Below are 12,923 nucleotides of genomic sequence, written 5' to 3'. Positions count from 1 at the left end.
GTCTGAACGAGCGGCTGCGTTTGATGGAGCGATATTGGCTGGTTACCGCCCTGCCAACAATTGCAGCAATCGTTTCGATTCAATTGCGATTTTTGAAATTATGAAATGGATTGCTCGGGCGGCGGCGTGGCCGCCCAAGCGTGAAGCCGAGATCAGACTGCCCAGCAGGAGCAGCCGAGAGCGCCGAAGAATCCCTTGAGGTCGGCGATCGGAAGTTTGGACGTCCAAGCACCGGCATGATCATGCCCATGCACGCCGCAATCGCTGGCACATCCGCATGTGGAGATTGCCGTGCGGCGTAACGAACGGGCACCGGCACCTTCCGGCTCGCCCCAGGCGGCATAGCCGCCGAATTTGCGGACAGGAGACCAGTCGGGCATCGCGGGCGGGATGTCGTTCTCGTCGAGCGTCTTGAAGTCGCCCGCGCCGTAGACGATCTTGCCACCGACCATGGTCAGCTCCGAAACGAGGAACGAGATTTCGTCCTCGGCGCAGGAGAAGAAGTCCTTGTCCGGCACGACCAGATCAGCGAACTGGCCCTTTTCGATACGGCCCTTCTTGCCCTCTTCGTTCGAGAACCAGGTGACCATTTCGGTCCACATGCGAAGCGCCGTCTCGCGATCAAGGCAGTTGGCACGCGGGTAGAGTTGCATTCCGCCAACTGTCTTGCCGGTCACCATCCACGAGAGCGAGACCCACGGATTGTAGGAGGCGACACGGGTGGCATCCGTACCTGCCGAGACATTCACGCCCTTGTCGAGCATGCGCTTGATCGGCGGCGTGGCTTCCGCCACGCCATGGCCGTAGCGCTCGACGAAATATTCGCCCTGATAGGCCATGCGATGCTGAGTGGCGATGCCGCCGCCAAGTGCCGCAATGCGGTCGATCGACCGTTCCGATATGGTCTCCGCGTGATCGAAGAACCAGTTGAGGCCTTTGAGCGGGATGTCCCTGTTGACCTTCTCGAACACGTCGAGCGAGCGGGAGATGGTCTCGTCATAGGTGGCGTGCATGCGCCACGGCCAACGGTTTTCGGCAAGAACCCGGACCACCACTTCCAGCTCGCCTTCCATCTCCGGAGCCATTTCAGGACGTGGCTGTCGAAAATCCTCGAAATCGGCGGCGGAGAAGACAAGCATTTCGCCGGCACCGTTGTGACGGAAATAGTCGTTGCCCTGCTTGTATTTGACCGACTGCGTCCAGTTCAGAAAATCCTGCTTTTCTTCCTTCGGTTTCTGCGTGAAGAGATTGTAGGCCAGACGAACCGTCATCTGGTTCTCGTCCGACAGCTTCTGGATGACCTCGTAATCGTCCGGATAGTTCTGGAAGCCGCCGCCCGCGTCGATCACTCCGGTCACGCCAAGGCGGTTCAGTTCGCGCATAAAGTGGCGGGTCGAGTTTACCTGATAGTCCAGAGGAAGCTTCGGCCCCTTGGCGAGCGTCGAGTAGAGAATGCCTGCATTCGGCTTGGCCAGCAGCATGCCAGTCGGATTGCCATTGGCATCACGGGTGATTTCACCACCCGGCGGGTTCGGCGTATCGCGGGTGTAGCCGACGGCGCGCAGGGCCGCGCCATTCAGGAGTGCCCGATCGTATAGATGCAACAGGAAGACCGGGGTATCGGGAGCGATCGCATTGATCTCCTCGATCGTCGGCAGACGCTTTTCGGCGAACTGATGTTCGGTGAACCCGCCGACAACGCGCACCCATTGCGGCGCGGGCGTGATCGCCACCTGGCGCTTCAGCATGTCCATGGCATCTGCGAGCGAGCGCACGCCGTCCCAGCGCAGTTCCATGTTGTAGTTCAGGCCACCGCGAATAACGTGGGTATGGTTGTCAATCAGGCCCGGCAGGACGCGCTTGCCCTTGAGGTCGACGATCCTGGTGTCGGGGCCAGCCAACACCATGATCTCGCTGTCGGATCCGACCTCCAAGAACAGCCCGTCCTTGATGGCGATCGCCGTCGCGTTCGGATTGGTCCGGTCAAGTGTGGTGATGCGGCCGTTGTGAAGGATCAGGTCGGGATGCATGGTGTCTACTCGGGTCTGGTTGAGATCGGCGGCTTTCGCCGGTGAGAAGAGGTTCGAAAACGCCAGGCTTGATGCTCCTCCAAGGAAGGTTCGCCGCGTCGTCATCAGCTCCGCTCCTCTACTTGGCCGTCTGCGCGATGAGCAACGTCGATACGATCGCCGCCCTTGGGTAGGTGACCGAACATGTGCGGCTTGATCTGATGAAGCCATGAGACGGCTACCGGCTCCTTGCTCCACAAGGTCTTTGCGAGCGGTATGATCTGTTCGCCGACAAGAATTCCGAGAAGGCCGACTAGAGCGATGACCGGCGGTGCGGGTGAGCGGACGTTGAGCAGGCTGTAGACGATGCCGACAAGCAGGCCTGCACCGAGCGACAGGAGATAGATTTTCATGGGATGTCCTCCAGAATGACGGAAAGACCGCCCCGACGGGGTTATCGGAGCGGGCCGAGCAGGCCTTACTTGGCGGGGTTCGGGCCGATGCGCTTGCCGTGGGCGACGCGTTCGGCGGCCTTGTGGACGTGGGTGTAGGCATAGTCGATGCCCATGCCATAGGCGCCGGAGTGTTCCTTCACAAGCGTGGTGACCGCGTCGTAGGTCTCCTTGCGGGCCCAGTCGCGCTGCCACTCGAGCAGAACCTGCTGCCAGGTGACCGGGATCACGCCTGCCTGCACCATGCGATCCATCGCGTATTTGTGTGCGTCGGACGAAGTGCCGCCCGAAGCGTCGGCGACCATGTAGATCTCGTATTCCGGAACGTCGTGGAGGGCGGAGAGTGCGAAGGTCGTGTTGCAGACTTCCGTCCAGAGCCCCGAGACGACGATCTTCTTGCGTGCGTTGGCGGCATTCTTCGCCAGCGCGTCACGGACGTTCTGGTCGTCCCAGGAGTTCATAGAGGTCCGCTCGAGAATATCGTTCTCCGGGTAGACGGCGAGCAGTTCCGGAAAAGTATTGCCCGAGAAGGATTCGGTTTCGACCGTGGTGATCGTGGTGGGGACGTTGAAGATCTTGGCGGCCTTGGCAAGGCCGACGACATTGTTCTTCAGTGTCTGGCGATCAATCGACTGCACACCGAACGCCATCTGCGGCTGCTGGTCGATGAAGATGAGCTGGCTGTTTGCCGGGGTCAGGACTTCGAGCTTGGACATAGTCAATTCCTCTTCGGTTGTTTGGACCGCCTGTGCGGTGTCAGAATGGGCAGCAGCATCGGATGCCGCGGCACGACGCTCGTTCTGCAATCCTTGGAGTGTTGCGGGTTCCCTTTGAGAGCCGCTCACTCGTTGTCTTGGCTGCTGAATAGAAATCTATTGCGTCGGCTCTCGACACGGAATTGCAATATTACTTGCGAATGAATTACACATTTCGCAACAATGGACATCAAGCCTCAGCTTGCGCCGTTCCGTAGTGGGGAAGCGCCCGCCGCTCGCCCGATCAGGGGAGTCGGAACCACGCCTGGAATCTGGCGCCGAAACGCCTGGGCCGCTCCAGCGCGCGCGGCCAGATTTGCCTGTCTTTCGTTCCATGGATCTGACTATTCGACAAGACCTGCGGCGAACTTCGCGCGAGAAACTATCCTAATATGACCCGACGCGCCACAACGGTGGATTGAGCGGAAATTTGCAAACCAGCGGCTCGGGAAGTCTGTTCGACCTCCACGCCCTCTTCATAAGAGTTCATTGTGAGGGAGCATCGGCGGTCGCCAACAATATGGGCGAATGGGTCCAGGCGGGCAGTGCACGCACTCTCGTGACGAGGCCTCTTCGGGAAGCCGAGATGACAATGGCCTATGTCGCCAGAGGTTACACCGAGCGGGATCCTGCCGTGGTCATATCCGGCCGACGACGCGTTTCTCATCGTGCTCCATCTGATCGAGTCGAGCATTCCGACATATGGCAGAACAGACCGCCCTCTCCTCCGAAGATCTTATCCCAAAGGATCCGTCTGTCTCATAAGTCTGCGCAGGGCGCGGCAATCGCCGTCCGCGGAAAGTTCGAAGCATTCGTCATACATCTCCCGCGGAAGCATCTGACCGAACTCGCGGATCAGACAGGTGAGGGCTGAATGATCTGGCTGTCTGTCGCGGCATGGATGATCCTACGGTGCGGGATATCGGCGCTGCCCTCCTGCCCCTGATCGGTCAGGATGGCGCGGACCGCTCTCTCGTCGCGCATATCGCCCTCGCCCTCAACGCCCACATAGCTCATCGCTGCGGGCGTTCGCGCAGGACGCACTGAAGCGCCGCGATTCAGGGATCCGCGACGCTTCAAGTTCTTCGTCACATGACGATCAATGCTGGGCATCAGGCCGCCAGCGGCACGAGGTTGGCCTGGATCTCATCCCGGAATTCCTCGTATCGGCTCGGGAGCTTGAGTGCTTCGCCGAGATGCGCGGTGTCCTCGTCTCGGTTGAAGCCCGGCTCGTTCGTGGCAACCTCGAACAGAACGCCACCCGGCGTGCGGAAGTAGATCGCCCAGATATAGTCGCGGTCGATGACGGGCGTGACCTGATATCCGGTATCCATCAGCGCCTTGCGCACCTCAAGCTGCTTCTCGCGGTTGTCGACCGCAAACGCGATATGGTGGACCGAACCCGCACCCTGACGGGCAAAAGGCGTCTTCGGCAGTGCTGCAAGATCGATCGTGTCCGCTCCGTTTCCGTTTGGAATGATGAAGCGAGTCACATCGCCCTCCTTTTCGGCGCGTTGGTAGCCCATGAAGCCGAGCAGTTCTTCAGTCGCTGCGATATCGTGCAGGCTGAAGCGAGCGCCGGCGAAACCGCGGATGGCAGCATCGCTAGGGATACCGTCGCCCAGCCATGGGGCGCGGGTATCGTCGGCGGACTCGATAAGCGCAAGGCTGTCGCCATCCGGTCCCATGAAACGAAGACGGTTGGCACCAAAGACGGTGTCCGTTTCCAGCCCGTCGACACCTTGAGCGGTGAAGCGATCCTGCCAGAACTTCAGCGAACCCTTCGGCACGGAGAACTGCGTTTCACCGACCTCGCCCACGCCTGGACGCCCCAGCATCATGTTCTGGAACGGGAAGTAGGTCATGACCGTCCCGGCTGAGCCGTTCTCGTCGCCGTAATACAGATGATAGACGCTTGGGTCGTCAAAGTTGACTGTCTGCTTGACGCGGCGCAGGCCCAACGTGTCGGTGAAGAAGCGGTTGTTCTGCCGCGCATCCGATGCCATCGAGGTCACGTGATGCAGTCCCTTGATATCCTTGATCATGTCGATGCCTTTCAATGGGCGTTGATGTTCGTGTGTTGATATGAATGTAGGCCGGTTGATCGCCGCCGAGAATTGCAATATTCCTTGTGATTGAATTGCAATTTTTGAAACAATGATATGAACGATTACAAAGCTCTCCGAACCTTCCTCCTCGCCGCCGAGAAGCGGAATTTCGCCCAGGTAGCCCGCGAACTGGACATGACACCCGCAGCCGTCACGCGTGCCATCGCCGCGCTCGAGGCAGAACTCGGCGTTCAGCTCTTTGTGCGCACTACGAGGCAGGTTTCCCTCACGACCGATGGCGCGATCTTTGCCGCGCAGATCCAGCCTGCGGTGAAGACGCTCGAAGACGCACGGCGCGAGGTGATGAACACTCACAAGGCTGACGAAGGGCGGCTCCGGATCAGCGCGCCGACATGGTTCGGAAAGGCAGTGCTGCCGCCGATCCTTTCAGGATTCAAGGAACGATATCCAAAGATGAGCTTCGAGATCTCGCTGTCCGATGGATTGGTGAACATTGTCGATGACGACTACGACCTGGCGATCCGCATCTCATCCCAACCATCGGACAAGTTCACGATCTGGCGCAAGATCCGTGCCGTTCCTCGGATACTCATCGCGGCGCCCGGGAGTCGGTTCGCCGAAATGCAGCACCCGAACGAACTGACACCTGACGACTGTCTCGCCTATAGCGGTGAGAGCCGGCGCGAGAACTGGGTGCTATCGGATGGTGGATCCAGCATGACGATTTCGGCAGGTCGGGCCTTCAGCGCCAACAGTGGCGAGGTTCTGGCGGACATGGCCGCCGACGGTGTGGGCGTTGCCATGCTACCGGGGTTCAATATTGCCGACCACATCCGCAGCGGTCGTCTTGTCCATGTCTTCAAGGGATGGGCTCCGCCCGACCTGTGGTTGACGCTCTACTACCCGCCATATCAGGCCCTGCCGCCCCGGATCGCATCCTTCTCGAAGTTCTTCGAAGAGCAAGTCCCGGCGCACATGGTCATGCTGGATTGACGTTCAGTTAGGACGACGATCAGGCTGCTTGCTTTGCCTTGATCTGCTCGGCCACGAGCGCCTGCAGATGCCAGAGATTTCGGTCTCGGATCCCCTCGGCCTCAAGATCAACGATCGTGTTGTGCAGATATTGCGCGCACGATCCGCCCTGCCCGCAGGCGTTTGCGATTAGCTCCGCGGTGGTCTGCCTCGGCAATGGCTTGGTGAGGCCGGATCGTCTGGTACTTGCCCAGAAGGTCAGGGCGTTCTTCATGCCTTCAGGCGTCTGCACGCGAACCCACCGGACCATGGCGGCGACTTCGTGGTACTTGATTTCGCGCGCCACGAGCGCACCGAGATCCTGGCGGCGACGCTCTTCGGATAAACGGAGTACCACACCATCACAACGCCCGCCGCGTTCGAGAACCATCATCAGACCTGGTTGTTCGCTGGTTGCCCGCCAACGTTCGATCCTCAGCGAAAACGATCGATGCCATCCATATGCGAATGCTGGCATTCGGGCTGCCGGCTCGAACTCAGGGTTCCAGATAAGGGACCCGTAAGCGAAGACCCAAATCGGTTCGCCACCTGCCTCTCGTTCAATCCTGTCGACGAGACAGTCAAGTTCCGCCTCGGAGAGTGGTGTCCAGCCCGGTTCTGGGCCATCGTCCAGGACGTCTCGCAACGTCAGGGCAACAAGCTCTGGGGTCAACAGCATCATGGTCCCGTTCCGAATTTCGTGCTGTGTTCAATAAAAGATCGGAGCCGCGATTGCTTTCACATCGCGGCTCCGGGTCTTGTTTAGGACTGCACGAAGGCCAGAAGATCGGCGTTCAGGACATCGGCATTGACGGTCAGCATGCCGTGCGAGAAGCCGGGATAGGTCTTGAGTGAACCATTCTTCAACAGCTTTGCCGACTTCAGGGCCGAATCCGCGATCGGAACGATCTGGTCATCTTCGCCGTGCAGTACGAGCGTCGGAACCGTGATCGCCTTCAGGTCTTCCGTTTGGTCCGTTTCGGAGAAGGCCTTGATGCCGTCGTAGTGGGCCTTGGCTCCGCCCATCATTCCCTGCCGCCACCAGTTCTGGATCACACCTTCCTGAACTGTCGCGCTATCACGATTGAAGCCGTAGAACGGACCGGCCGGAACGTCGCGGAAGAACTGGGCGCGGTTCGTCGCGAGCGCCGAACGGAAACCATCGAAGACTTCGATCGGCAGGCCTTCCGGGTTGTTCTCGGTCTTCAGCATCAGCGGCGGCACAGCCGAGACGAGAACCGCCTTGGCGACGCGGCCGGCGGGCTGGCCGTGCTTGGCGACATAGCGGGCAACCTCGCCGCCGCCCGTCGAGTGGCCGATATGCACGGCATTCTTCAGGTCGAGCGCTTCTGCGACGGCGAAGGCATCGGCGGCGTAATGGTCCATATCGTGTCCGTCGGCAACCTGGGCGGAGCGACCGTGACCGCGGCGGTCATGGGCGACGACGCGGTATCCCTTCGAAAGGAAGAAAAGCATCTGGGCGTCCCAGTCGTCCGATGACAGCGGCCAGCCGTGATGGAAGACGATCGGCTGCGCATCCTTCGGACCCCAGTCCTTGTAAAAGATCTCAACGCCGTCGTTGGTGGTTATATATGCCATTGTCTTGGTTCCTTCGATTGGGTTGGTGGCGGGAGCAGCATTGGCTGCGAAGCTGAGAGAGGGTGAAATTGCCATGGCCGCTGCGGCGGCGCCTGCGGAGAGTAGTACGCCCCTGCGTGTTCATGGAAGAAAGGTTCTGAGCCATCTCGCGTCTTGCGATTTCATCATTGAAAACTTCAGGCGACGCTGTGTTCGTCTGACGGATGGATATTGCCGTCAGATCCTCACACCCACAATTGCGTGAATAGTTTCTATTTTATTGCCGGGTCTGCAATAATGAGACGCGCCTTCGCAGAAGTGAAGGTCCGATCTTGAAGCCGCCCCCGAAATCGAGCAAGGCGGCGTTCATATCCGGACGTTTCATCAGGACGAAGAACGATCTCTTTGAGATGCCTGCAGCATCCCTCGCGGCCCGCAAGGCGCCGAGGAAAGGATCCTTGGAGGGTATTTAGCAGAAGGCGGGTGTCTGGTTCCCAGAGCCAACGGCCAATTTAACGTTGCATTATATCACTCCCGTATCTGGAGGTGGAGATTGCAGATGGCGGCAGCTGCGCATGTGATGCCAGCGCCAAGTCCCTTGTTTCTATCGCACCTCAAATTCCGGATCGGGCGGAACCTGCATGGCGAGAGCGAGATGGTTTGTCTGGCCGGCAAGTCCGATGATCGTCAGGAGTTCGCCGTGTTGGGCATCGGTCATTCCCCGCGCACGGGCGGCAGCGGTATGGGATTGAACGCAGTACTGGCAAGCATTGGCGGTTGACACCGCTATGTAGATCATCTCGCGCGTCAACGGATCGATCGCGCCCTCGACCGTCATGACCGATTTGAGCGTTTCCCGTACGCGTTTGAGGTTTGCGGGATCGATTGCAAGGGCACGCCAGAAGTTGTTGATGAAGTCGGTCTTGCGTGTCGCTCGGATGTCGTCGAACACGGCTTGCACGGCCGGAATGGCTGCGGCCTCTTGGTCCGACAGGAGTTTGACTGTTGTCATCGAAAGTTCCTCTCCGGGCGCCGATTTACGGCCTCTGAAATTGCCGGGACATCCGGCGCAGCCTGCGGACGATACGAAGAAACGACAGGCGCCGCCAGTCTCCCCGTCGGCGAGGAAACCATCGGCAAGAAAGAACGATCGAAGTCGGTTGTTTTTACGAAAACACGCAAAATTAGAAATTATTGTCTATATCTTTTATAGATTATTTTGTTCGATGACCCTGTCGATTTCAGCGATGAGATTTTCGAACGCCCTTTGAACGCTTCTTCGGGCGCATGTGACCTGCCGACTTCTTCCCATATCAACAGGAGATTTCCATGAGCAATCCGGTTCTCGTCAATCAGATCATTCCCGACACCGATGTCGTGCCGCTGACCGGCCGTGTCGGAGCCGAAATCAAAGGTATCCGCCTCGGCGGAGAACTTTCGGATGCAACGGTGGCGGCCATCAATCAGCTTCTCCTGAAGCACAAGGTCATCTTCTTCCGCGACCAGGGACATCTTGACGATTCCGAACAGGAATCCTTCGCACGCCGCCTGGGCGACCTCGTGCCGCATCCAACCCAGGGACCGGTCGCCGGCACCGCTTCCATCCTCAACCTCGATTCCAGCCGCGGCGGCGGCAGAGCGGACCAGTGGCACACCGACGTTACCTTCGTCGACGCCTACCCCAAATTTTCTGTCCTTCGCGGCGTCGTCATTCCGGCAGCCGGCGGTGACACGATCTGGTCCAACACCCATGCGGCATACGAAAGTCTGCCGGCGCCGCTCAAATTGCTGGCGGATAATTTATGGGCCATTCACAGCAATGCCTATGACTATGCCGCCGTGCGCCCTCGCGCCACGGATGCAGAGAAGAAGCATTTCGAGGAGATTTTCACCTCGACCATCTACGAGACCGAGCATCCGGTCGTGCGTGTTCATCCGGAAACCGGCGAAAGATCGCTGCTGCTTGGGAATTTCGTTCAGCGCCTGATCGGCGTATCGAAGGCCGATTCCGCCAAACTCTACGAGGTCTTCCAGTCCTACGTCACCTCGCCGGAAAATACCGTGCGCTGGCGCTGGAGAGCCGGAGATGTCGCGATCTGGGATAATCGCGCCACCCAGCATTATGCTGTCAACGATTATGGCGACCAGCACCGGGTGGTGCGCCGCGCCACTGTTGACGGCGACGTCCCCGTCAGCGTCGACGGTCGCCGCAGCACAACCCATGTGAAGGCTGCCAAGCGACAAGCAACGGCGGCGTGATCACGGCCGCATGGATGTCGCCCGGCGCAGGTTCTACCAGAGTTTCATGTGCCGGTTGACGTCCTTGTAGAGCAGGTAGCGGAACCGGCCGGGGCCGCCGGCGTAACAGGCTTGCGGGCAGAAGGAGCGCAGCCACATGAAGTCGCCGGCCTCGACCTCGACCCAATCCTGGTTGAGGCGATAGACCGCCTTTCCCTCAAGCACATAAAGGCCATGCTCCATGACATGGGTTTCCATGAAGGGGATCACCGCACCTGGCTCCAGGGTCACGATATTGACGTGCATGTCGTAGCGCACATCGGCTGGATCGATGAAGCGGGTCGTGCCCCAGCGCCCATCGGTGTCGGGCATCGCCCGGATCGGATGGTCATCCTCATGCGTGACGATGGCCGGCGGCAGCTCCAGCCCCTCGACCTCCTGAAAGGCCTTGCGGATCCAATGGAAGATCGCCGCGGTCGAGCCATCGTTTTTCAGGCGCCAGGCCGAACCGGCCGGGATATAGACGAAGGAGCCGGCGCGCAGCGCGTGGCTGACGCCTTCAAGCTCCACCGTCATGCCGCCTTCGACGACGAAGAGGACCGCCTCGGCCCGCTTGTCCGGCTCCGGCCGGTCGCTTCCGCCGCCCGGCTGAACTTCCATAACATATTGCGAGAAGGTCTCGGAGAAGCCGGAAAGCGGCCGGGACAGAACCCATGCCCGCGTTCCCGTCCAATGCGGAAGGACGCTCGTGACGATATCGCTCATGACGCCGCGCGGGATGACCGCGTAAGCCGTGGTGAAAACGGCCTTGCCGGAAAGCAATTGGGTCTGCGGCGGCAGACCGCCAAGCTTCGAATAATACTCTGTCTTGTCCATTGATGCGGCTTTCCAGGCAGGTGTCACTACATCTGCTTTATGCGCCGCCAGCCCGTTAGGCAACTGCCATTGGGCCAAGCGAACCTACCGATCGGCCATCACCAGATGGCCCGGTCCGACTTCACGATAGAAGGTGGCCGGAGGCTGGTAGTCGACCGAGCGCATCGGGCTCTTGATCTCGTCATTGGCCACCATCCGCTTTTCGTGGCGGCGGTCCGGATCGGGCACCGGCACGGCGGCGATGAGTTTCCTGGTGTAGGGATGCTGCGGATTTTCGAAGACGGCGGCCCGTGGGCCGATCTCGACGATCTCGCCGAGATACATCACCGCCACCCGGTGGCTGACGCGCTCGACCACCGCCATGTCGTGCGAAATGAACAGGAATGCGAGGTTGAGGCTCTGCTGCAGGTCCAGCATCAGGTTGATCACCTGCGCCTTGATCGAAACGTCGAGCGCCGAGACGCTTTCGTCGGCAACGATGACCTTCGGCTGCAAGGCAAGCGCCCGGGCAATACAGATGCGCTGGCGCTGGCCGCCGGAAAATTCATGCGGATACCGCGCCGCCATATCCGCAGACAGGCCGACCTTCACCAACAGGTCGGCGACCACGTCCCTTGCCTGCTTTGCATTGCCCATCCTGTGTTCGAGATAGGGTTCGGCGATCGCCGCACCCACCGTCATGCGCGGATTGAGGCTGGCAAAGGGATCCTGGAAGATCATCTGCACGGATTTTCGCATCTCGCGCAGCTCCCTCCTGTCGAGGCCGAGCACCTCCCTGCCCTCGACGAGAACGGAACCGGCTTGCGGCTCGATGAGCCGCAAGATGGCGCGCCCCGTCGTCGATTTACCGCAGCCGGACTCGCCGACGAGCGACAGCGTCTCCCCGGCATGGAGATCGAAGGAGACGTTCTCGACCGCGTGCACGCGGCTGGTCAGCCGGCCGAACAGGCCGGAGTGAATGTCGAAACGCTTGGTGAGGTTCTTCACCTCAAGGACCGGCGCCATCGCGACCGTATCGGCGGCTTCGGCCGGAATGTCGGATTCCCCCGTCGCCGTATTGACCACGGGGAAACGCAGAGGCCGCTGGCGGCCCTGCATTGAGCCGAGCACCGGCACGGCCGATAGCAGCGCCCTGGTATAGGGATGTCTGCCGCGGTGGAAAATATCGGCGGTGAGCCCGCTTTCCACCTGTTCGCCGCGATACATCACCACCGTCCGGTCGGCGATCTCGGCGACGACGCCCATGTCATGGGTGATGAACAGAACCGAGGTCCCCTCCTCCTCCTGCAGCATCTTGATGAGATCGAGGATCTGGCCCTGGATCGTCACGTCGAGCGCCGTCGTCGGCTCGTCGGCGATCAGCAGTTTCGGCCGGCTGGCAAGGGCCATGGCGATCATGACCCGCTGGCGCATGCCGCCGGAAAAACGATGCGGATATTCGCCGAAACGCGAGGCGGCAGAGGGGATGCGGACTTTTTCCAGCAGCCTAATCGTCTCGGCTTTGGCATCGGCTCGGCTCATATCGGAATGGCAAAGCAGCGCCTCGGAGATCTGGTCGCCGATGGTGAAGAGCGGATTGAGCGATGTCATCGGCTCCTGGAAGATCATCGCCACCTCGTTGCCGCGCACCTGCCGCATGGCATGTTCCGGCAAGGCCAGCAGGTCGCGGCCGCCGAGCAGCACGCGGCCGTCGACGCGGCTCGTATCCGCCTGCAGCAGCCGCATGATGGAGAGCGAGGTGACGCTCTTGCCCGAGCCGGATTCGCCGACGATCGCCACCGTCTCGCCGGGTGCGACGGTGAACGAGACATCGCGCACCACCGGCTTCCAGGCGCCATCCACCAGAAAGGAGGTGGTTAGCCTGTCGACGGAAAGAACGGGTGCGCTCGTCTCGATCGGTTGCGCTTGAACCTCAGCCATATCGCTCCCCTTGCG

The 12,923-nt window shown here is 60.2% G+C and carries 12 protein-coding genes; 2 read left to right on the top strand and 10 right to left on the bottom strand.

What is annotated here, in order from left to right:
- Positions 1-152 precede the first annotated feature (152 nt).
- The 5 genes from HJB84_RS08590 to HJB84_RS08575 all read right to left on the bottom strand — a co-directional run bounded on the left by HJB84_RS08590 (position 153) and on the right by HJB84_RS08575 (position 5,261).
- Complete coding sequence (locus HJB84_RS08590) at positions 153-2,135, bottom strand: amidohydrolase (RefSeq protein ID WP_207585251.1); 1,983 nt, start codon at positions 2,133-2,135, stop codon at positions 153-155.
- Positions 2,135-2,422: a XapX domain-containing protein gene (locus HJB84_RS08585; RefSeq protein WP_207585250.1), complete on the bottom strand. Its 288-nt coding sequence runs from the start codon at positions 2,420-2,422 to the stop codon at positions 2,135-2,137. Before HJB84_RS08585 ends, HJB84_RS08590 begins: the two co-directional genes overlap by 1 nt.
- Before the next feature lie 65 nt (positions 2,423-2,487).
- On the bottom strand, positions 2,488-3,177 hold the full coding sequence (locus HJB84_RS08580; RefSeq protein ID WP_207585249.1) for a hydrolase: 690 nt from the start codon (positions 3,175-3,177) through the stop codon (positions 2,488-2,490).
- Positions 3,178-4,071: 894 nt separating this feature from the next.
- Complete coding sequence (locus tag HJB84_RS33500; RefSeq protein WP_259669602.1) at positions 4,072-4,200, bottom strand: hypothetical protein; 129 nt, start codon at positions 4,198-4,200, stop codon at positions 4,072-4,074.
- 128 nt (positions 4,201-4,328) lie between these two features.
- Entirely contained in the window at positions 4,329-5,261 is a 933-nt protein-coding gene (locus HJB84_RS08575) for a VOC family protein (RefSeq protein ID WP_221115704.1), read from the bottom strand.
- 117 nt (positions 5,262-5,378) lie between these two features.
- On the opposite strand from HJB84_RS08575, the gene HJB84_RS08570 reads away from it, so the two are divergent.
- A complete protein-coding gene (locus tag HJB84_RS08570; protein ID WP_207585247.1) occupies positions 5,379-6,278 on the top strand; it encodes a LysR family transcriptional regulator in 900 nt (299 codons plus the stop codon).
- 19 nt (positions 6,279-6,297) lie between these two features.
- On the opposite strand, the gene HJB84_RS08565 is transcribed toward HJB84_RS08570, so the two are convergent.
- The 3 genes from HJB84_RS08565 to HJB84_RS08555 form a co-directional block, all read right to left on the bottom strand.
- Positions 6,298-6,975, bottom strand: a complete 678-nt coding sequence (locus tag HJB84_RS08565; protein WP_207585630.1) for a gamma-glutamylcyclotransferase — start codon at positions 6,973-6,975, stop codon at positions 6,298-6,300.
- An 83-nt stretch (positions 6,976-7,058) separates the two neighbouring features.
- Positions 7,059-7,895, bottom strand: coding sequence for an alpha/beta fold hydrolase (locus HJB84_RS08560; protein ID WP_207585246.1), 837 nt, complete (start codon positions 7,893-7,895; stop codon positions 7,059-7,061).
- A gap of 583 nt (positions 7,896-8,478) precedes the next feature.
- Positions 8,479-8,886, bottom strand: coding sequence for a carboxymuconolactone decarboxylase family protein (locus HJB84_RS08555; RefSeq protein WP_207585245.1), 408 nt, complete (start codon positions 8,884-8,886; stop codon positions 8,479-8,481).
- A gap of 317 nt (positions 8,887-9,203) precedes the next feature.
- Here HJB84_RS08555 and HJB84_RS08550 point away from each other — a divergent pair, with 317 nt between their 5' ends.
- Complete coding sequence (locus HJB84_RS08550) at positions 9,204-10,133, top strand: TauD/TfdA family dioxygenase (protein ID WP_221115703.1); 930 nt, start codon at positions 9,204-9,206, stop codon at positions 10,131-10,133.
- Positions 10,134-10,166: 33 nt separating this feature from the next.
- On the opposite strand, the gene HJB84_RS08545 is transcribed toward HJB84_RS08550, so the two are convergent.
- Complete coding sequence (locus HJB84_RS08545) at positions 10,167-10,988, bottom strand: bifunctional allantoicase/(S)-ureidoglycine aminohydrolase (protein ID WP_207585243.1); 822 nt, start codon at positions 10,986-10,988, stop codon at positions 10,167-10,169.
- Positions 10,989-11,072: 84 nt separating this feature from the next.
- Positions 11,073-12,908, bottom strand: a complete 1,836-nt coding sequence (locus HJB84_RS08540; protein WP_207585242.1) for an ABC transporter ATP-binding protein — start codon at positions 12,906-12,908, stop codon at positions 11,073-11,075.
- Positions 12,909-12,923: the final 15 nt, after the last annotated feature.

It is taken from the genome of Rhizobium sp. NZLR1b (genome assembly GCF_019685155.1).
Taxonomy (GTDB): Bacteria; Pseudomonadota; Alphaproteobacteria; order Rhizobiales; family Rhizobiaceae; genus Rhizobium.
The sequence above is the reverse complement of the archived record's forward strand: the minus strand, read 5'-3'. Positions and strand labels throughout refer to the sequence as shown.

Bases quoted from the DNA above. Each gene is read 5' to 3' on its own strand.
- HJB84_RS08590 (WP_207585251.1), bottom strand. From the start codon at position 2,135: ATGACGACGCGGCGAACCTTCCTTGGAGGAGCATCAAGCCTGGCGTTT.
- HJB84_RS08585 (WP_207585250.1), bottom strand. From the start codon at position 2,422: ATGAAAATCTATCTCCTGTCGCTCGGTGCAGGCCTGCTTGTCGGCATC.
- HJB84_RS08580 (WP_207585249.1), bottom strand. From the start codon at position 3,177: ATGTCCAAGCTCGAAGTCCTGACCCCGGCAAACAGCCAGCTCATCTTC.
- HJB84_RS33500 (WP_259669602.1), bottom strand. From the start codon at position 4,200: ATGCGCGACGAGAGAGCGGTCCGCGCCATCCTGACCGATCAGGGGCAG.
- HJB84_RS08575 (WP_221115704.1), bottom strand. From the start codon at position 5,261: ATGATCAAGGATATCAAGGGACTGCATCACGTGACCTCGATGGCATCG.
- HJB84_RS08570 (WP_207585247.1), top strand. From the start codon at position 5,379: ATGAACGATTACAAAGCTCTCCGAACCTTCCTCCTCGCCGCCGAGAAG.
- HJB84_RS08565 (WP_207585630.1), bottom strand. From the start codon at position 6,975: ATGCTGTTGACCCCAGAGCTTGTTGCCCTGACGTTGCGAGACGTCCTG.
- HJB84_RS08560 (WP_207585246.1), bottom strand. From the start codon at position 7,895: ATGGCATATATAACCACCAACGACGGCGTTGAGATCTTTTACAAGGAC.
- HJB84_RS08555 (WP_207585245.1), bottom strand. From the start codon at position 8,886: ATGACAACAGTCAAACTCCTGTCGGACCAAGAGGCCGCAGCCATTCCG.
- HJB84_RS08550 (WP_221115703.1), top strand. From the start codon at position 9,204: ATGAGCAATCCGGTTCTCGTCAATCAGATCATTCCCGACACCGATGTC.
- HJB84_RS08545 (WP_207585243.1), bottom strand. From the start codon at position 10,988: ATGGACAAGACAGAGTATTATTCGAAGCTTGGCGGTCTGCCGCCGCAG.
- HJB84_RS08540 (WP_207585242.1), bottom strand. From the start codon at position 12,908: ATGGCTGAGGTTCAAGCGCAACCGATCGAGACGAGCGCACCCGTTCTT.